General features: G+C 70.3%; 19 protein-coding genes. 8 read left to right on the top strand and 11 right to left on the bottom strand.

Translation table 11 applies throughout. The features are described from left to right. Positions 1 to 80 precede the first annotated feature (80 nt). A complete protein-coding gene (locus PV396_RS32395) occupies positions 81 to 1304 on the top strand; it encodes an MFS transporter (RefSeq protein ID WP_319210721.1) in 1224 nt (407 codons plus the stop codon). An 88-nt stretch (positions 1305 to 1392) separates the two neighbouring features. Here PV396_RS32395 and PV396_RS32390 read toward each other — a convergent pair whose 3' ends face one another. Further along, entirely contained in the window at positions 1393 to 1989 is a 597-nt protein-coding gene (locus tag PV396_RS32390; protein WP_319210719.1) for a suppressor of fused domain protein, read from the bottom strand. 532 nt (positions 1990 to 2521) lie between these two features. On the opposite strand from PV396_RS32390, the gene PV396_RS32385 reads away from it, so the two are divergent. Together PV396_RS32385 and PV396_RS32380 are read left to right on the top strand one after the other, a co-directional pair. Further along, on the top strand, positions 2522 to 3637 hold the full coding sequence (locus PV396_RS32385; RefSeq protein ID WP_319210717.1) for a magnesium and cobalt transport protein CorA: 1116 nt from the start codon (positions 2522 to 2524) through the stop codon (positions 3635 to 3637). A gap of 44 nt (positions 3638 to 3681) precedes the next feature. Further along, the gene (locus tag PV396_RS32380) at positions 3682 to 4203 is read left to right on the top strand and encodes a hypothetical protein (RefSeq protein ID WP_319210716.1); all 522 of its coding nucleotides are present in this window, start codon (positions 3682 to 3684) and stop codon (positions 4201 to 4203) included. Between the two features lie 112 nt (positions 4204 to 4315). Here PV396_RS32380 and PV396_RS32375 read toward each other — a convergent pair whose 3' ends face one another. Beyond that, positions 4316 to 5026 (bottom strand): hypothetical protein, encoded by a 711-nt coding sequence (locus PV396_RS32375; RefSeq protein WP_416071518.1) that lies wholly within the window; start codon positions 5024 to 5026, stop codon positions 4316 to 4318. Between the two features lie 266 nt (positions 5027 to 5292). Here PV396_RS32375 and PV396_RS32370 point away from each other — a divergent pair, with 266 nt between their 5' ends. From PV396_RS32370 to PV396_RS32360, 3 genes are read left to right on the top strand one after another with little or no spacing between them, the layout of a single operon-like run. Next, positions 5293 to 6639: a magnesium transporter MgtE N-terminal domain-containing protein gene (locus PV396_RS32370; protein WP_319210712.1), complete on the top strand. Its 1347-nt coding sequence runs from the start codon at positions 5293 to 5295 to the stop codon at positions 6637 to 6639. Continuing rightward, on the top strand, positions 6623 to 7225 hold the full coding sequence (locus PV396_RS32365; protein ID WP_319210710.1) for a DUF1003 domain-containing protein: 603 nt from the start codon (positions 6623 to 6625) through the stop codon (positions 7223 to 7225). Before PV396_RS32370 ends, PV396_RS32365 begins: the two co-directional genes overlap by 17 nt. 43 nt (positions 7226 to 7268) lie before the next feature. Continuing rightward, entirely contained in the window at positions 7269 to 8402 is a 1134-nt protein-coding gene (locus PV396_RS32360; RefSeq protein ID WP_319210708.1) for an Mrp/NBP35 family ATP-binding protein, read from the top strand. A 156-nt stretch (positions 8403 to 8558) separates the two neighbouring features. Here PV396_RS32360 and PV396_RS32355 read toward each other — a convergent pair whose 3' ends face one another. From PV396_RS32355 to sigE, 5 genes are all read right to left on the bottom strand, one after another. Continuing rightward, positions 8559 to 9218 (bottom strand): hypothetical protein, encoded by a 660-nt coding sequence (locus tag PV396_RS32355; protein ID WP_319210706.1) that lies wholly within the window; start codon positions 9216 to 9218, stop codon positions 8559 to 8561. A gap of 218 nt (positions 9219 to 9436) precedes the next feature. Beyond that, the gene (locus PV396_RS32350) at positions 9437 to 9883 is read right to left on the bottom strand and encodes a sec-independent translocase (protein WP_319210704.1); all 447 of its coding nucleotides are present in this window, start codon (positions 9881 to 9883) and stop codon (positions 9437 to 9439) included. 209 nt (positions 9884 to 10092) lie between these two features. Further along, entirely contained in the window at positions 10093 to 11760 is a 1668-nt protein-coding gene (locus tag PV396_RS32345; protein WP_319210703.1) for a trypsin-like peptidase domain-containing protein, read from the bottom strand. A gap of 64 nt (positions 11761 to 11824) precedes the next feature. Then, positions 11825 to 12847, bottom strand: coding sequence for an anti-sigma factor (locus tag PV396_RS32340; protein WP_319210702.1), 1023 nt, complete (start codon positions 12845 to 12847; stop codon positions 11825 to 11827). Then, positions 12844 to 13617 (bottom strand): RNA polymerase sigma factor SigE, encoded by a 774-nt coding sequence (gene sigE / locus PV396_RS32335; protein ID WP_319210700.1) that lies wholly within the window; start codon positions 13615 to 13617, stop codon positions 12844 to 12846. The genes PV396_RS32340 and sigE overlap by 4 nt, the downstream gene beginning before the upstream one ends. 218 nt (positions 13618 to 13835) lie before the next feature. Here sigE and PV396_RS32330 point away from each other — a divergent pair, with 218 nt between their 5' ends. Next, positions 13836 to 14534: an O-methyltransferase gene (locus PV396_RS32330; protein WP_319210998.1), complete on the top strand. Its 699-nt coding sequence runs from the start codon at positions 13836 to 13838 to the stop codon at positions 14532 to 14534. Positions 14535 to 14641: 107 nt separating this feature from the next. Here the strand turns inward: PV396_RS32330 and PV396_RS32325 are convergent, their stop codons facing one another. Next, positions 14642 to 14809 carry a DUF3117 domain-containing protein gene (locus PV396_RS32325; protein WP_003966491.1) on the bottom strand — a complete coding sequence of 56 codons (168 nt, stop codon included), beginning with the start codon at positions 14807 to 14809 and terminating at the stop codon, positions 14642 to 14644. A gap of 380 nt (positions 14810 to 15189) precedes the next feature. On the opposite strand from PV396_RS32325, the gene PV396_RS32320 reads away from it, so the two are divergent. Continuing rightward, a complete protein-coding gene (locus PV396_RS32320; RefSeq protein WP_319210997.1) occupies positions 15190 to 15993 on the top strand; it encodes an enoyl-CoA hydratase/isomerase family protein in 804 nt (267 codons plus the stop codon). Between the two features lie 58 nt (positions 15994 to 16051). Here PV396_RS32320 and PV396_RS32315 read toward each other — a convergent pair whose 3' ends face one another. The 3 genes from PV396_RS32315 to PV396_RS32305 are packed head-to-tail and all read right to left on the bottom strand — an operon-like array spanning position 16052 to position 17198. Next, positions 16052 to 16663 carry a DNA-3-methyladenine glycosylase I gene (locus tag PV396_RS32315; protein WP_319210699.1) on the bottom strand — a complete coding sequence of 204 codons (612 nt, stop codon included), beginning with the start codon at positions 16661 to 16663 and terminating at the stop codon, positions 16052 to 16054. Further along, positions 16660 to 17010, bottom strand: a complete 351-nt coding sequence (locus PV396_RS32310; protein ID WP_319210697.1) for a DivIVA domain-containing protein — start codon at positions 17008 to 17010, stop codon at positions 16660 to 16662. The genes PV396_RS32315 and PV396_RS32310 overlap by 4 nt, the downstream gene beginning before the upstream one ends. Beyond that, complete coding sequence (locus tag PV396_RS32305; protein WP_319210695.1) at positions 17004 to 17198, bottom strand: hypothetical protein; 195 nt, start codon at positions 17196 to 17198, stop codon at positions 17004 to 17006. The genes PV396_RS32310 and PV396_RS32305 overlap by 7 nt, the downstream gene beginning before the upstream one ends. Positions 17199 to 17211: the final 13 nt, after the last annotated feature.

The raw sequence follows: 17211 nt of genomic DNA, 5'->3' as shown, positions 1-17211 counted from the left end.
CCTAACTTAGTATGTGCATACACCAATGATCTCCTCACGGGTCGAGTGAAGCGGGTCGAAGGGAAGGAGAAGGAGCGGGCATGCACAGCAGCACGGAAAACACGGGAGGACTCCTCCGGCAGCCGAAGGCCGTCTGGGCGACCGCGGGCGCGTCCGTCGTCGCCTTCATGGGCATCGGGCTGGTCGACCCGATCCTGCCGTCCATCGCCAAGGGCCTGGACGCCACGCCCGGCCAGGTCTCCCTGCTCTTCACGTCGTACTTCCTGATCACCGCCGTGGCGATGCTGGTCACCGGCTTCGTCTCCAGCCGCATCGGCGGTAAGAAGACCCTGCTGCTCGGCCTCGCGTTCGTCGTGGTCTTCGCGGGCCTGGCGGGCACATCGGGCTCGGTCGCCGAACTGGTCGGCTTCCGGGCCGGCTGGGGCCTCGGCAACGCCCTCTTCGTGTCGACGGCCCTCGCGGTCATCGTCGGCGCGGCGGCCGGCGGCAGCGCCGCGGCGATCCTGCTGTACGAATCGGCCCTGGGCCTCGGCATGGCGTGCGGCCCCCTGCTGGGCGCACTGCTCGGAAACGCGAGCTGGCGCTACCCCTTCTTCGGCACCGCGTTCCTGATGGCCGTCGGCTTCCTGTGCATCACGGTGTTCCTGAAGGAGCAGCCGAAGCCGGCCCGGAAGACGTCACTGCTGGACCCGATCAAGGCGCTCGGCCACGGCGGACTGGCCTCCGCCGCGATCTCGTCCTTCTTCTACAACTACACGTTCTTCACCGTGCTGGCCTTCACCCCCTTCGTGCTCGACATGACGCCCTACAGGTCCGGGGCCGTGTTCTTCGCCTGGGGTCTGCTGCTCGCCGTCTCCTCGGTGCTCGTGGCCCCGCGCCTGCAGCGGCGGTTCGGCTCGCTGACGGTCCTCGGCGGCTCACTGGTGCTGCTCGCGGTCGACGTACTGGTCCTCGGCTACGGCAGCCACACCGTCGCCGTCGTCTGCACGATCCTGTCGGGTGCGTTCATCGGCGTGAACAACACCGTCTACACCGAACTGGCGCTGGGCGTGTCGGACGCGCCGCGCCCGGTGGCGAGCGCCGGCTACAACTTCGTGCGCTGGTTCGCGGCGGCCGCGGCCCCGTACTTCGCACCGAAGATCGAGGAGTGGAGCGACATCCACATGCCCTTCGTGGTCGCGGCGGTCACCGCCGTGCTCGGCGCGGCGGTGGTGGTCGTACGGCGGAAGTCGCTCACCCACGAGGTCGAGGAACTGGAGACGCGGCACGCGACGGAGGACAGTGTCGCCGTGTTCGCGAACTAGAGCCGCAGCCGACGCTGGGGACGGAGCCAACTCGCGCCGCTCTGCCAGCTGTTGGTGACATCAGTCACTCTGATGTCGAGTACGAGGATCAGTCCAGCGGGACGGATCTGCGGGCCGGGTCCCGTAGGTCCGTCCCGTTCGTGAGCCAGCGTTCCTGGAGGGCCTGGGCGCCGTGGACGCGCTTCCAGGCGGCCTCGTTGGGGGTCATCGGCAGCAGGGGCAGGAAGCGTACGGGGTCCAGGGGCTCGTCGAGCTCCAGGTCCTCGACCAGGCCGCCCGGTTCGGCGACCAGCACCGAGGTGAAGGGGGCGCCGGGCCACAGCGGCTCCCCGACGTCGAGTGAGGCGCCGGGAGCCACGATCACACCCTCGACCTGCGGGGACGCGGCGAGGATCGCGAGCGGGCGCAGCACCTTGTCGGTGTCGGCGAGGCCGGCCCGGACGGAGATGACCAGTTCGGCGCGCGGGCCCTTCACCGGGTCGGCGAGCATCACGGTGGGGTCGGCCATCGGCTGCGCGGACATGCCGAGCGTGGCGTAGCGGACGAGGTCCCCGTCCTGGTCCCGGTCCCTGAAGCGCAGCACCTCGACGCGGTCCGTACCGAGGAAGGTGACCGCGGCGCGCGCGTCCGGTTCGCCCAGCGTCGTACGCAGCCGGGCCTCGACCAGAGGAAGAACATCAGACATGCGGCGAGCATAGAACTCGTCAGTTACGGGCAAACGAGCACCTTGACAGTTCTGTCGGCTGTTACCCTAGGCCGGGTTCGGGCAGCAGGCGCAAGCGTCGGTACAACGTCCCGCACACCGCTGAAGTTCCCCTCAGGGGGCTCCCCTTGACGGGGAATGGATCGTCCCTCACGAGGGACCGGCCGGAGGAGGTGGGGCTGCAATGGATCGAAGTCATCCGTGCAGTAGCACCCGCTCTTCCGCCCGCTGATGTAGTCGCTTGACGTAGTCGCTCCGGCCTACTCCCGCTGGCTGTCACTCTCGCATTCGCGTCACCGCGTTCGCGTCGTCGCGGAAGAGCACTTGGTTTCGTTTTGCCTGATCCATGTGATCTCAGTCAGTTCTGAATCAGCAGCGAAGCTCACCACCGCGACGGTGCGGTGCTCCCCGCTTTGTGGACGTGCCAAACATCCTCAGTCAGGACGTCCCCATTCCGGGCAGTTCCAGTCGTTGTCGGCGGTCTTTCGTTGCGTGTCGCGAAGGAGCCAGCCACATGTCGATGATCCACAACCTGCGTGCCGCGGTCCGCCCGTCCCGTCCGTCCCTGCGCAAGGACGGCAGCACGTACGACACCACCCGCGACCCCTCGACGCCCTCCGCCGTCGTCGACTGCGCCGTCTACCGCGACGGTGCCCGGGTCGAGACGCCGAAGGCGCTCACGCCGCACGAGGCGATGCGCAAGGTGCGGCGCGACGGCGGCTTCGTGTGGATCGGACTGCACGAGCCGACGGAGGCCGAGTTCTCCGGTATCGCCAGCGAGTTCGGGCTCCACCCGCTTGCCGTGGAGGACGCGATCCAGGCCCACCAGCGGCCCAAACTGGAGCGCTACGACGACACGCTCTTCACCGTCTTCAAGACCATCCACTACGTCGACCACGCCGAACTCACCGCGACCAGCGAGGTCGTGGAGAGCGGCGAGGTCATGTGCTTCACCGGGCGGGACTTCTTCATCACCGTCCGGCACGGCGGCCAGGGTTCCCTGCGCGCGCTGCGCCACCGCCTCCAGGACGACCCCGAGCTGCTCGCCAGGGGCCCCTCCGCCGTACTGCACGCCATCGCCGACCACGTCGTCGACGGCTATGTCGCGGTCGCGGACGCCATGCAGGACGACATCGACGAGGTCGAGACGGAGGTGTTCTCGCCGGGCCGCAAGGGCACCCCGCGCGGTACGGACGCCGGCCGGATCTACCAGCTCAAGCGCGAGGTCCTGGAGTTCAAGCGGGCGGTGTCGCCGCTGCTGCGGCCCATGCAGCTGCTGAGCGAGCGGCCGATGCGGCTGATCGACCCCGACATCCAGAAGTACTTCCGCGATGTCGCCGACCACCTCGCCAGGGTCCAGGAGCAGGTGATCGGCTTCGACGAGCTGCTCAACTCGATCCTCCAGGCCAACCTCGCCCAGGCCTCCGTCGCGCAGAACGAGGACATGCGCAAGATCACGTCCTGGGCGGCGATCATCGCCGTACCGACGATGGTGTGCGGTGTCTACGGTATGAACTTCGACTACATGCCGGAGCTGCACTGGAAGTTCGGCTACCCCGTGGTCATGACGGCCATGATCGGCATGTGTGTGGGCATCCACCGCACGCTGAAGCGCAACGGCTGGCTGTGACGACGCCCCACCTCGCTGTCACAGGGCATCGCTACGCTTTGCCCATGACTGACACGCTGCTCGACCGGGCCCTCGTCGAGGAGGCCACGAAGAAGTCCGGGCTCATCTGGGTCCAGGGCCCCACCGGTCCCGCCCGCGCCCTGTGGCACGTCTGGCACGAGGGCGCGGCCGTCCTGGTCGGCGACGGGCCCGGTGAGCAGCCGCTGCCGGGGCTCTCCGAGGGGGCGGAGGCGGAGGTCACCGTCCGCAGCAAGGACAAGGGCGGGCGGCTGGTCGTCTGGGCGGCGACGGTCGAGGAGCTGGCGCCGCGCTCTCCGGAGTGGGAGGCCGCGGTCGCCGAGCTGAAGGGGAAGCGGTTGAACGCGCCGGACGGTGAGGCCATGCCCGATCGGTGGGCGCGGGAATGCAGGGTTGTACGGCTGGTTGTTCGCGCCGGGGGGACGCGGCCTTTGCCGGAGGGGTCGTTGTCGGCGCCGCCGTTGCCGAGCCCGGCGACGACCAGGGAAGCGATCCCGGCGGGGTTGCCGCGGCTGCTGTTCAGAAAGCGGAAGCGGTCCGCGGGATAGGTGGTTCGTTCAGTGCGGCCCGGTGGGGGCTTGTCGCGCAGTTCCCCGCGCCCCTGAAAGACCTGCGGTTCCCCGCACCCCTCAGGGGCGCTCCACAGCACCGGAGATGAATTTAGGAGGTCGGTAGTTGTTGGCCGTAGTCGACTGTTTCGTCCTTCTTTGGTTCTTCCAGCGGGAAGTCCTTGCCCCAGTCGCTCAGGAGGAGGGTGCCCGCGCCGCCCGCGCGTACGAGGCGGAGGGGGTACGGGGCTCCCTCGAGGGAGACGTCCAGGGTGCCGCCGGAGCCCTCGTCGCCGGTGATGCGGATCGTGCGGACGCCCGACTGTTTGTGGTGGCCGTCGGTGGCGAGGCTGCCGTGCAGGGTGAGCAGGCCGTCCAGGAGGACGTCCTTGTCGGTGAATCCGCTGAACTTCTTGTACGAGGGGTCGCCCGTCGGCACCTTCACGAACAGGCCGCCGAGCTTCGCGGCGGCTGCCGTGTCCGAGTCGCTGTCGTCTTCCTTGGCGCCGTCCTCGTGGCTCCAGAACGCGGCGTCGGCCTTCAGGAACAGGTGCTCCCCGACCCGCAGCAACCGGAACGTCGACCCCTTCGCGGTGACCGAGCCGGTGCCGCCGTCGCTCTTGAGCTGCATGTCGAGGGTGTACGTGGTCCCGCTGGTCACCACGGTCCCGGACAGCCGTACCGCGTCGGCGGTCGTGGCGGCCTTGCGTGTCTTGGTCTGGATGGTGTCGGCCGGCAGCTTGCCGACCCCGTTCGTGCCCTCGTCCGGGTCGGCACCGCAACCCGTCAGCAGCCCGGTCCCCGCCACTACCAGCGCGCACATCGCGCTCACCAGTCCGGCGCTGCGGGTACGGCCACGGGGTTTCACAGACACAGGTGGGGCTGCCTCTCGTACGGGTGTCCTGAGGGGTGTGGACGGCAGCGTACCGGTGCCGTGGGCCCCCGGCGGAGCCAGTCCGTCCGGACCCCCCACCAGGGCGCGGCCGAACCGGACGGGCTAGCCTGAAGCGCATCCGAGCAGGCAATTCGGAACCCTTGGACGCAATCCGACGCGCTCCCCACAGCGCACCCCGAGGCAGGAGGCGTGGCATGGCGGCAGGCTCCTCCCGGGTCTTCGTCTCGCACCTCGCCGGTACGGCGGTCTTCGACCCGAACGGCGACCAGGTGGGCCGGGTACGCGACCTCGTCGCCATGCTGCGCGTCGGCAACCGCCCGCCCCGGCTGCTCGGCCTCGTCGTCGAACTCACCACCCGGCGCCGCGTGTTCATGCCCATGACCCGCGTCACCGGCATCGAGTCGGGTCAGGTCATCACGACGGGCGTGCTCAACGTCCGGCGCTTCGAACAGCGCCCCACCGAGCGGCTCGTCCTCGGCGAACTCCTCGACCGGCGCGTCACCCTCGGCGAGACCGGCGAGGAGGTCACCGTCCTGGACGTGGCCGTACGACAGCTTCCGGCCCGCCGCGACTGGGAGATCGAACGGGTCTTCGTACGAAAGAAGGGCCGCGGCGGAGCCTTCCGGCGCAACACCGGCGAGACGCTGACCGTGGACTGGTCCGCCGTCACCGGTTTCTCCCTGGAGGAGGACGGACAGGGCGCCGAGAGCCTCCTCGCCACCTTCGAGCAACTGCGCCCCGCCGACCTCGCGAACGTCCTGCACCATCTCTCCGCCAAGCGGCGCGCGGAGGTCGCCGCCGCTCTCGACGACGACCGGCTGGCCGACGTACTCGAGGAGTTGCCCGAGGACGACCAGATCGAGATCCTCGGCAAGCTCAAGGAGGAGCGGGCGGCCGACGTCCTGGAGGCGATGGACCCGGACGACGCCGCCGACCTGCTGGGCGAGCTGCCCGAGGCCGACAAGGAGCGGCTGCTGAGCCTGATGCAGCCCGCCGACGCCGCCGACATGCGCCGGCTGATGGCGTACCGGGAGGACACGGCGGGCGGTCTGATGACGACCGAGCCGATCGTGCTGCGCCCCGACGCGACCGTGGCCGACGCGCTGGCCCGGATCCGCGAGCCCGACCTGTCGCCCGCGCTCGCCGCCCAGGTGTACGTGTGCCGTCCGCCGGACGAGACGCCGACCGGCAAGTACCTGGGCGCCGTCCACTTCCAGCGACTGCTGCGCGACCCCCCGTACACCCTGGTCGGCTCGCTCGTCGACGACGATCTGCAGCCGCTCTCCCCGGACGCCGAACTCCCGGTCGTCGCCGGTTTCTTCGCGACGTACGACATGGTGGCGGCGCCGGTCGTCGACGAGAGCGGATCGCTGCTGGGCGCGGTGACCGTGGACGACGTCCTCGACCACATGCTGCCCGAGGACTGGCGGGAGACGGAGTTCCACCTCGACGACAGCGACAGCGAAGGTGACGTGGAGGCCGAAACCGACGCCGACGACTCCGAGGCCGAGGAAGGGGGTGTCCATGGCGCCCGAGCGTGAGAGCGGCGCCCGGGAGCGCGCGGCCAGTGGCGCCACCGCGGCCTCCCGTTCCCGGGTGCGCCTCGACCAGCCGCGGGCGCCCCGGCGCCGGCTGCTGCCCGAGTACGACCCGGAGGCCTTCGGACGGCTGTCCGAACGCATCGCGCGTTTCCTCGGGACCGGGCGGTTCATCGTCTGGATGACGGTCGTCATCATTCTGTGGGTGGTGTGGAACGTGTCCGCACCCGCCGACCTGCGGTTCGACCACTACCCGTTCATCTTCCTGACGCTGATGCTGTCGCTCCAGGCCTCCTACGCTGCCCCGCTGATCCTGCTCGCGCAGAACCGGCAGGACGACCGCGACCGCGTCAACCTCGAGCAGGACCGCAAACAGAACGAGCGGTCGATCGCCGACACCGAGTACCTGACCCGCGAGATCGCCTCCCTGCGGGCCGGCCTCGGCGAGGTCGCGACCCGGGACTGGATCCGTTCCGAGCTCCAGGACCTGGTCAAGGAGCTGGAGGAGCGGTACGCGGAGGGGCCGCCGGACCGACCCGGTGTATTCCCGGCAGAACGGCCGCGGGGGCGTGACGTAGAAGACCGGTGACGGGCTTTCCGGGGGCCAGGTGCGGACCCGTACCATCGGGGCTATGGCTACGGAAGACGCGGTGCGCGAGGCACTGGCGACGGTGAACGACCCCGAGATCCAGCGACCCATCACCGAACTGGGGATGGTGAAGTCGGTGGAGATCGGCGCGGACGGAGCGGTCGCGGTCGCCGTGTACCTGACGGTCTCCGGCTGCCCCATGCGCGACACGATCACGAAGAACGTGACGGAGGCGGTCTCGCGGGTCGAGGGTGTCACCAGCGTCGCCGTCGAGCTGGACGTCATGAGCGACAACCAGCGCAAGGAACTGGCGTCCGCCCTGCGCGGCGGCCAGGCCGAGCGCGAGGTCCCCTTCGCCAAGCCGGGCTCCCTCACGCGCGTGTACGCGGTCGCGTCCGGCAAGGGCGGTGTCGGCAAGTCGTCGGTCACCGTCAACCTGGCGGCGGCGATGGCGGCGGACGGCCTCAAGGTGGGTGTGGTCGACGCCGACATCTACGGCCACAGCGTGCCGCGCATGCTGGGCGTGGAGGGCCGTCCGACCCAGGTCGAGAACATGATCATGCCGCCGTCGTCGAACGGTGTGAAGGTCATCTCCATCGGCATGTTCACCCCGGGCAACGCCCCGGTCGTCTGGCGCGGTCCGATGCTCCACAGGGCCCTTCAGCAGTTCCTGGCGGACGTGTTCTGGGGCGACCTGGACGTCCTCCTCCTCGACCTTCCGCCGGGCACCGGCGACATCGCGATCTCGGTGGCCCAGCTGGTCCCGAACGCCGAGATCCTGGTCGTGACGACGCCTCAGCAGGCGGCGGCCGAGGTGGCCGAGCGGGCCGGCGCCATCGCCGTCCAGACCCACCAGAAGATCGTCGGCGTGGTCGAGAACATGGCCGGCCTGCCCTGCCCGCACTGCGGCGAGATGGTCGACGTCTTCGGCACGGGCGGCGGCCAGACCGTCGCCGACGGCCTCACCCGCACCACCGGCGCCACGGTCCCGGTCCTCGGCTCCATCCCGATCGACGTCCGCCTGCGCGAGGGCGGCGACGACGGCAAGCCGGTGGTCCTGGCAGACCCGGACTCCCCAGCAGGCACAGCCCTACGCGCCATCGCAGGCAAACTGGGCGGACGGCAGCGGGGCCTGTCAGGCATGTCGCTGGGCATCACCCCACGGAACAAGTTCTGACGGGGGTCGGCTGGGGCTTCTGCCTTTAGGGGCGCGGGGCTGTCACATTTGCGGCTCCGCCGCGTGGGCGCGACCAGCCCCCACCGGGCCCGCAGTCGCCCACTCGCGTAAAGCACCAAGGCGAAGGGGCGCCGCAAACAAACGGCGCCCCACTCCTCACGCGTACACGCCAATATCCTTGATCACGGCAAAGCCCAACCCGTACGCACTCATCCCCCGCCCGTACGCCCCCACATGCACCCCCGCCTGGGTGGACCCGGCAAGCACCCACCCGAACTCGGACTCCCGGTAGTGGAACGGCGTAGGCACCCCGTCCACCGGCAGGGAGAGCGTGGTCCAGTCCTCACCGGCGAGATCGTCCGCGAGAACCCACGCCGTCTCCGTCTGCTGGTCCAGCCAGTCGTCCCGCAGGGTGTGGTCCATCTGTCCGGGCCAGGTGAAGGACAGCAGCCCCACACCGGCCAGCCAGGCCGCCGAGGACACCGAGGTGGCCTCCAGCAGCCCCGTGCCGTCCGCACTGCGCCGTACGGGGTTCGCGGCCACGGTGACGACCACCGCGAACCGCTCCTTGTCCTCCCCCATGGCCTCGTGCCGTACGGAGGGTTCGTCGCCGTGCCCGATCGAACCGTGCTCGACGGCACCGTCGGCCGCCGTACCCACCTGCATCAGCCAGCGCGGTCCCGTGAAGGCCTCGTCGAGGCCGTACCAGGGGAAGGGCGCCAGCAGATAGCCGTCGACCGTGCGCCGGGCGGAGGGGACCTGTTGTCCACCCTCCGCGGCCGGCGCCTGCGCGCCCACCCGACTTGTCGTCTCCATGTACCCGGACGCCTCCTCGTTCTCGTAGGCCCGGACGGCCCGCCCCCCTTCGGGCGGCGTTGTTCGCCCATGAACGGCCCCACAACAACTCGGCAGCATAGCCACACCGCTCCGAGCAGCAGGGAAAGCGCCCGGCGCGCGGGCCGCGCGGACGTCCGGATCAGGCCGTCCGGGGCCCGGTCGGAGTATGAATCACGTCACGCGCGGACCTACGACGGTCAGGTGGCGTCCGCGTCGAAGGGCGGGCGCTCGTCCGGCTCGGGCTTCTTCGTCATGTCGACGGTGCCACCGGAGGAACCCGCCGAAGACGACGAAGAGGAGGAGGAAGACGACGTGTCCGAGTCGCGGCCGTGGACCGCGTCCGTGACCTCGGCCATCTCCTTCTTCAGGTCGAAGCCGTTGCGGATCTCCTTGAGCCCCAGCTCGTCGTTGTCCAGCTGCTTGCGGATGAACGTCTTGGGGTTCAGGTCCTCGAACTCGAAGTCCTTGAACTCCGGGCCCAGCTCCTGGCGGATGTCCTGCTTCGCGCTGTCCGAGAACTCCCGGATCTTGCGGATGGTGCGCGTGACGTCCTGGATCATCTTCGGAAGCTTCTCCGGACCGAAGACGAGCACGGCGAGGAGCACGAGCGTCACCAGCTCGAGCGGTCCTATGTCATTGAACACCTGAAGCTCCTTGCGATGTCCTCGGTCCTCGGCCCTCGGCGGTCCGTACGGTCTTCGCGGTCTTCCGTGGTCCGGGCCGGTTCCACGGTACCCGGCCATCCTGTCCCACCGGTACCGTCCAGGGGCCCAAGAGTGTGTGTACAAGGCCTGTTTTCCGCGATGTTTGCCTTGTGGCAGGCCGTACGGGCCCACCACCTGTGACGTTTCTGTCAGTTGCCGCCCGAGGAGCCGAGGACGAGGGAGACCGTCCGCTGCCTGCCGCCGCGCAGCAGGGACAGCTCCAGCCGGTCGCCGGGGCGGTGGGCGCGGATCTTGACGATCAGTTCCTCGCCGGAGTGCACACGCCGGCCGTCGACCTCGGTGATGACGTCGCCGGCCTCCAGGCCGGCCCGGTCGCCGGGGCCGCCGGTGGTGACCGAGGGCCCGCCGTCCTCGCCGTTCGTGCCCACGCGCGCGCCGTCGCCGTTGTAGTCCATGTCGAGGGTGACGCCGATGATGGGGTGGGTCGCCCTGCCGGTGTTGATCAGTTCCTCGGCGACGCGCTTGCCCTGGTTGATGGGGATGGCGAACCCGAGCCCGATCGAACCGGCCTGTGCGCCGGCCGACCCCGAGCCGCTGTCGGCCGAACGGATCGCGGAGTTGATCCCGACGACCCTGGCCCGGGCGTCGAGCAGCGGTCCGCCGGAGTTGCCCGGGTTGATGGACGCGTCGGTCTGGAGCGCGTCGACGTACGAGACGTCGCTTCCGTCGCCGCTGCCGCCCCCGGCGGTGATGGGCCGTTCCTTGGCGCTGATGATGCCGGAGGTGACGGTGTTGGCGAGGTCGAAGGGGGCTCCGATGGCGACGACGGGGTCACCGACCGCCACGTTGTCGGAGTTCCCGAGGACCACGGGCCGCAGTCCGTCGACTCCGCTCACCTTGACGACGGCGAGGTCGTAGCCGGTGTCCCGTCCGACGATCTCGGCCTCGGCGGTCTCGCCGCCGCTGAACGTCACCGTCACCTTGCCGTCGGCACCGACGGGCTCGACGACATGGTTGTTGGTGAGGATGTGTCCCCGCCCGTCGAGCACGAACCCGGTGCCGGTGCCCTCGGCGCCGGCGCCGCGCACCCTCAGCGTCACCACACTGGGCAGCGCACGCGCGGCGATCCCGGCCACGCTGTCGGGTGCTCGCCCGACGGTCTCGTCCTTCCCGGTCTGCGACAGCTGGATACGGTCGCCGTCCCCGTGATGCCGCTGCAGATAGGACCCGACGGCCCCGCCGACGCCCCCGGAGAGCAGCGCGATCACCAGGGCGCCGACGAGCAGCCCCCGCCTGCGCGTGCCCGGCGGGCCGGCGGCGGTGCCGGCACCGTTCTGCTGGAGGGGGGCGACGGGTGCCCAGGGGTCGTAGCGGCGCCAGGGGTCGGGGTTGTCTGCGGGCTTCTGCGGCTCCGGTACGGCCGTACCGTGCGCCGGGGTCATCGCGGGGTGCTGAACCGGCGGAGCGGGCGCCCAGGGGCCGGGATGGCCGTAGGGAGGGGTGCTGTAGGGATCGGGGTCGTGCAGCGACCGGGGGCCCGCCTCGGCGACGGGCCCGGAGTCGGCGACCTCTGCGGGCTCCGGTACGGGCGGCGCGGCCGGAGCCGACGGCGCGGGCGCCACCGGCGGCGGCAACTCGAAGTCGCCGCCGGAGTCGCCGCCGGAGTCGGTTCCGGCGGCGGTTCCGGCGGCGGTTCCGGCGGCGGTTCCGGCGGTTCCGGAGTCGGTCGGGGCCTCGCTTCGGGCGTCCGGCTCGGCCGGGCCCGGCCCGTGCAGCGACTCCGCCTCCGACTCCGGTTGCTCGTCCTCCCGAGACCGGCTCCACCAGTTGGCCTTCGCCGGTTTCCCCTCGTTCATGTTCTCCCCACACCTGGCCCGCCGTTGTGCGGCCCGCACCTCGGATTCAACCAGGTTCGTGGGATCAGCGGACCGTGTCCGACGTGGACGTGGACGTGGACGTGGTCGTGGAGGCCGACGCGGACGGTGAGGGGGACGAGTCGGGCGCCGGTGCCATGAGCAGGCCCTGGACCGCGGTCTCGGGGGCCGAGGACCACGAGGTCAGGGCGATGTTCGGGGCCGCCAGCGGCTGTATGAGCGGGGACAGTACCGCAGCGGCGGCCACGACGGGCGTGGTCAGCGGATGCATGGCCGCGTGCTCCCGGACCCCGGAGGCAGGCGCCGGTATGCCCGGCAACAGCGGCGCGGACGCCTCCGTCGACGCCACCGGTGTCTGTCCGAACGTCCCCTGTCCCAGTCCCTGGGTGAACAGCGGGCCGACCGATCGGCGCCGCTGGCTCTCGGGAGCCGTCGAGGTCCCGCCACCCTGCGGGCGCATCGGCGTCACATTGCTGCCCCCGGAGGTGCCCCGGGCGTCGGTGTCGCCGGGAACGCCCGTCGACACGCCGCCCAGCGCGATCGCGGCCAGCGACACCGCACCGGCGGCGGCGAACGCGAACCGCAGGCCGCGCGAGGACGACCGGTCGGCATCGTGACGTCCGACGTCATGGATACGGAAACCCCGGCCCGGAGCGGACGACGGGAGCACGGAGGTGTGCGGCCGGGCGGGAACGTACCCGAACCCCTCGCCTCTCACCCCGAAGACCCCTGAGCCGGAACCTGGCCCTCCGGGGAATCCGGAGAGTCCGTCGGCGAATCCCCCGCCCAGCGGTGAGCCGCCGGAGTCGGAATCACCTCCTCCGGGCAGGCCCTGGAGACGTGCCAGGAAGCTCTCAGAGGGTGGCGGCGGGGCCATCTCCGCGAAGACGTTCTTCAGTCGGCGCTGTGCGTCGGCCTCCGCCTTGCACTTCGCGCAGGTGGCCAGGTGCGCCAGGACGCGTTCCCGCGTCTCATGACCGAGTTCTCCGTCCACCAGGGCGGAGAGCCGGTCTCCCAGATGCTGCTCGGCGAGGCGACGCTCGGCAGAGTACGGCCGTGATCCACTCACGCGGTCGCGCCCCCTCCTCCCAGCGCGGCCACCCGTGGCACCGCGAAGCGGCGCTCGGAACGGGCCTCCGGAGAGCGGTGCGCGAGGGCCTTGCGGAGCTGGGAGCGGCCACGGTGGATACGGGAGCGGACCGTACCGAGCTTCACGCCGAGAGTCGCGGCGATCTCCTCGTACGACAGTCCCTCGATGTCGCAGAGGACGACGGCGGCGCGGAACTCGGGCGCGAGGGTGTCCAGCGCCTGCTGGACGTCGGCGTCGAAGTGCGCGTCGTTGAAGACCTGCTGCGGGGACGGCTCGCGGCTGGGCAGACGCTCGGCCGCGTCGTCGCCGAGGGCGTCGAAACGGATGCGCTGCTTGCGGCGGACCATGTCCAGGAAGAGGTTGGTGGTGATGCGGTGCAGCCAGCCCTCGAAGGTGCCGGGCGTGTACGTCGACAGGGAGCGGAAGACGCGGACGAAGACCTCCTGCGTGAGGTCCTCGGCGTCGTGCTGGTTGCCGGTCAGGCGGTATGCCAGGCGGTAGACGCGGCCGCTGTGCGTGCTGACGATCTCCTCCCACGTGGGCGGAGTCCACGCCTGCCCGTCCGCGTCGGTGGTGAAGGTCGCGGTCTGGGCTCGGTCAGCGGCGTGGCTGGGGTCAGCAGCGGTCTTGTTCACGGATTTCGGCCTGCCCGCTGATCCAAGAAGGCGCCGGAGCGCTCCTCCTCGATCCACAGGCGCAGCCGCACCTCCCCTATCGGCTCTGGTGGTGTCCAGTGGAGCCCCTACCATAGCCACCTCGCCCGTTAGCTCCGGATAAGCGGTTTTACGAGAAATTGATGCGTGCTGATCCGGCTCATCCGGCCGCGCCAGCACCTGTACCGCGTCGCCGGTGTACCCGGTGTGCCGGTCCATCCGCTCGTCCCCCTTGTCCTTCTCTTGTCTCTTGCCCCTGGTTCCTCAACCTGTCTGCCCCACCTCGTCCCGCACCCCTCTAAACGCCCGGTCCCATCAGCAGGTTCCCGGCCGCAACGGATACAGTCACGCCCAGGCAACCGCGGGGACAGGAGAGGGTCATTACCGGCAACCGGCAGACGAGCTGGGCGTTCGCCGACGCCTTTGTCGCCGAGGACGAAGCACTGCGCTGGGCCCGTGACCGGGCCCGCGAGGCGGGGCTGCGCTCGGTCGCGCCCAGCACGGGCGCCGCGCTACGGCTGCTGGCCGCCTCCGTGGACGCGAAGGCGGTGGCGGAGATCGGGACCGGGACGGGCGTCTCGGGCCTGTATCTCCTGCAGGGCATGCGCGCGGACGGGGTCCTGACGACGGTCGACCCCGAGCCGGATCACCAGCAGTTCGCCCGGCAGGCCTTCCGCGCGTCCGGCTTCGCCAGCAACCGCGCCCGCTTCATCCCGGGCCGCGCCCTGGATGTGCTGCCCCGGCTCGCGGACGCCGGCTACGACCTCGTCTTCTGCGACGGCGACCGGCTGGAGAGCCTGGAGTGTCTAGCTGAATCGTTGCGTCTGCTCCGTACGGGTGGCCTGGTCGTTTTCGAGGGCGTCTTCGCCAACGGCAGGACGGTCGATTCGGGGCCCCAGCCCACCGAGGTCATACGGCTGCGAGAGCTGCTGCGCGCGGTGCGGGAGAGTCCGGAACTGGTGCCGTCCCTGCTGCCCGTGGGCGACGGACTGCTGTGCGCGGTCAAGCGCTGAGGCGCTGAGACTTCTTCGGGGCGGGCGGGGCGGGCGGCAAAACAGTGCCCCGGCACCGTATGCGCACGATGCCGGGGCAGCTGAAAGGGTATGGACGCGTCCGCGCGTCAGCCGACGACCTTCTTGAGGGCATCGCCCAGGGCGTCAGCCTCGTCAGGGGTCAGCTCGACGACGAGCCGACCGCCGCCTTCGAGCGGAACTCGCATGACGATGCCCCGCCCCTCCTTTGTCACCTCGAGCGGGCCATCGCCCGTCCGCGGCTTCATGGCCGCCATGCTCGTTCCCCTTCCTGAAACCAGCTCATCGTCGCCGACGGCCCCTTGGGAGGGCACGCAGATCCCCTCATGGGACACACGTCACCGGCATCGAACACATTGCTTCCAGGCCATTATCCCGCATCTCAGGACCCTATGACCAACATCAGTCGGCATCGCTTGGGCAACGCGCGCGAGCAAAACCACCCAATTCGGCGATGTGGCTGCGATACTGCGCCGCCGCGCCGACTCGTACGGACCGCGGCCGAACCGGAATTCTTTGACGCAGGTCACATGACCGGCCCGCTCCTGCGCGCATGATCTCCGCCATGCTGTCATGCAACGAGGACGTACTGATCAGTACGTACGACGACGCATCCGCGACACCGGAGGGGACCCCCATGGCCGACACCGTGCTCTACGAGGTGCACGACGGGCTGGCGACGATCACGCTGAACCGCCCCGAGGCGATGAACGCGCTGAGCATCGCGACCAAGGTCGCACTCCGGGAGGCGGTCCAGGCGGCGGCCACGGACGACGCCGTACGGGCGGTGCTGCTGACCGCCGCCGGTGACCGGGCGTTCTGCGTGGGCCAGGACCTCAAGGAGCACATCGGGCTGCTGGCCTCCGACCGTGAGGCCGGCACGGGCCAGACCATGACGACGGTCCGCGAGCACTACAACCCGATCGTGCGGGCACTGACGGGCATGCCCAAGCCGGTGGTGGCGGGCGTGAACGGCGTCGCGGCCGGGGCCGGCTTCGGCTTCGCGCTCGCCGCGGACTACCGGGTCGTCGCGGACACGGCCGCCTTCAACACGTCGTTCGCCGGCGTGGCGCTGACCGCCGACTCGGGCGTCTCCTGGACGCTCCCGCGCGTGGTCGGCCCCGGCCGCGCCGCCGACCTGCTGCTGTTCCCGCGCAGCATCAAGGCGCAGGAGGCGTACGAGCTGGGCATCGCGAACCGGGTCGTCCCCTCGGCGGAACTGCGGGCGGAGGCCGAGAAGACGGCACGGGCCCTGGCCGAGGGCCCGACGGTGGCGTACGCGGCCCTCAAGGAGGCCATGGCGTACGGGTTCACCCACTCCCTGGAGGAGACCCTGGAGAAGGAGGACGAACTCCAGGCACGCGCGGGTGCGTCGGCGGACCACACGATCGCGGTGGAGGCGTTCGTCAACAAGGAGAAGCCGAAGTACCTGGGGCGTTAGTCCCCTTCGGGAGCGGGAAGCGCGTTGGTGGTGGGGAGCCGCGGGTCCGTAGGGCTGGTCACGCGGTTCCTTGCGCCCCCGATGCGGCGCCTCTCGCCACGCAAGTCTCCAGGTGGTCGTCCACCAGTCCGCAGGCCTGCATGAGCGCGTACGCGGTCGTGGGGCCCACGAAACGCAGCCCGCGCTTCTTCAGTGCCTTGGACAGGGCGGTGGACTCGTCGGTGATCGCCGGTACGTCGGCGAGGGTCCGGGGAGCCGGGCGGCCGGCCGCGTCGGGGGCGTGGGACCAGATCAGTTCGTCCAGCTCACCCGGCGCCCAGTCGGCCAGCACGCGCGCGTTGGCGATCGTCGCGTCGACCTTCGCGCGGTTGCGGATGATGCCGGCGTCGGCGAGGAGCCGTTCGCGGTCGGCGTCCGTGAAGACCGCGACGGACGAGATCTTGAAGTCGGCGAAGGCGGTACGGAAGCCCGGTCGGCGGCGCAGGATGGTGATCCAGGAGAGGCCGGACTGGAAGGCCTCCAGGGAGAGCCGTTCGAAGAGGGCGTCGTCGCCGTGGACCGGGCGGCCCCACTCCTCGTCGTGGTACGCCACGTAGTCCTGTGTGGACAGCGCCCAGGGGCAGCGCGGAGCGCCGTCCGGACCGGCCAGGGTGCCACGGGCGTCGCTCACTGCTCGCCGTCCTCGGCCTGCTTGTCCAGGGTGACCCGGGACACGGCCTGGGCACCGGCCAGCGCGGACTCCAGGTTGGCGATACGGGCGTCCCGCTCGGCGAGTTCGGCACCGAGGCGGGTGAGCGCGTCGTCGACGTCCGACATGCGGTAGCCGCGGGCGGCGACCGGGAAGCGGAGGGACTCGACGTCGCCGCGGCCGACCGGGCGGTCGAGCGGCAGGAGGTCCTGGAGCCGTTCCGGCGCGACCTCCGGCAGGACGGCGGTCTCGCCGCCGCCGACCACGGCCAGCGTCACCGCGGCGACCACGACGGCGAGCGCGACGACCAGGAACAAGAACATCAACATCGCTGGGTCCCCACGGGGTTCGGACGGATCGGGTTGAGCAGGTTGACCAGGTTGAGCAAGTTGATCGCATTGACCGGGTTGAGCAGGTCGATCGGGTTGAGCAAGTGGATCGGGTTGAGCAGGTGGATCAGGTTGATCCAGTTGATCAAAGTGCCCGTGCCGAATGCGGCAGGCTCCGATCGTGCCATGCGAGTCTGGCAG

The organism is Streptomyces sp. ME02-8801-2C, from assembly GCF_033793965.1.
Lineage (GTDB): Bacteria > Actinomycetota > Actinomycetes > Streptomycetales > Streptomycetaceae > Streptomyces.
This window is presented reverse-complemented; position numbering and strand designations above follow the sequence as displayed.

Bases quoted from the DNA above. Each gene is read 5' to 3' on its own strand.
- PV396_RS32395 (WP_319210721.1), top strand. From the start codon at position 81: ATGCACAGCAGCACGGAAAACACGGGAGGACTCCTCCGGCAGCCGAAG.
- PV396_RS32390 (WP_319210719.1), bottom strand. From the start codon at position 1,989: ATGTCTGATGTTCTTCCTCTGGTCGAGGCCCGGCTGCGTACGACGCTG.
- PV396_RS32385 (WP_319210717.1), top strand. From the start codon at position 2,522: ATGTCGATGATCCACAACCTGCGTGCCGCGGTCCGCCCGTCCCGTCCG.
- PV396_RS32380 (WP_319210716.1), top strand. From the start codon at position 3,682: ATGACTGACACGCTGCTCGACCGGGCCCTCGTCGAGGAGGCCACGAAG.
- PV396_RS32375 (WP_416071518.1), bottom strand. From the start codon at position 5,026: ATGTGCGCGCTGGTAGTGGCGGGGACCGGGCTGCTGACGGGTTGCGGT.
- PV396_RS32370 (WP_319210712.1), top strand. From the start codon at position 5,293: ATGGCGGCAGGCTCCTCCCGGGTCTTCGTCTCGCACCTCGCCGGTACG.
- PV396_RS32365 (WP_319210710.1), top strand. From the start codon at position 6,623: ATGGCGCCCGAGCGTGAGAGCGGCGCCCGGGAGCGCGCGGCCAGTGGC.
- PV396_RS32360 (WP_319210708.1), top strand. From the start codon at position 7,269: ATGGCTACGGAAGACGCGGTGCGCGAGGCACTGGCGACGGTGAACGAC.
- PV396_RS32355 (WP_319210706.1), bottom strand. From the start codon at position 9,218: ATGGAGACGACAAGTCGGGTGGGCGCGCAGGCGCCGGCCGCGGAGGGT.
- PV396_RS32345 (WP_319210703.1), bottom strand. From the start codon at position 11,760: ATGAACGAGGGGAAACCGGCGAAGGCCAACTGGTGGAGCCGGTCTCGG.
- sigE (WP_319210700.1), bottom strand. From the start codon at position 13,617: ATGGTAGGGGCTCCACTGGACACCACCAGAGCCGATAGGGGAGGTGCG.
- PV396_RS32325 (WP_003966491.1), bottom strand. From the start codon at position 14,809: ATGGCGGCCATGAAGCCGCGGACGGGCGATGGCCCGCTCGAGGTGACA.
- PV396_RS32320 (WP_319210997.1), top strand. From the start codon at position 15,190: ATGGCCGACACCGTGCTCTACGAGGTGCACGACGGGCTGGCGACGATC.
- PV396_RS32310 (WP_319210697.1), bottom strand. From the start codon at position 17,010: ATGTTGATGTTCTTGTTCCTGGTCGTCGCGCTCGCCGTCGTGGTCGCC.
- PV396_RS32305 (WP_319210695.1), bottom strand. From the start codon at position 17,198: ATGGCACGATCGGAGCCTGCCGCATTCGGCACGGGCACTTTGATCAAC.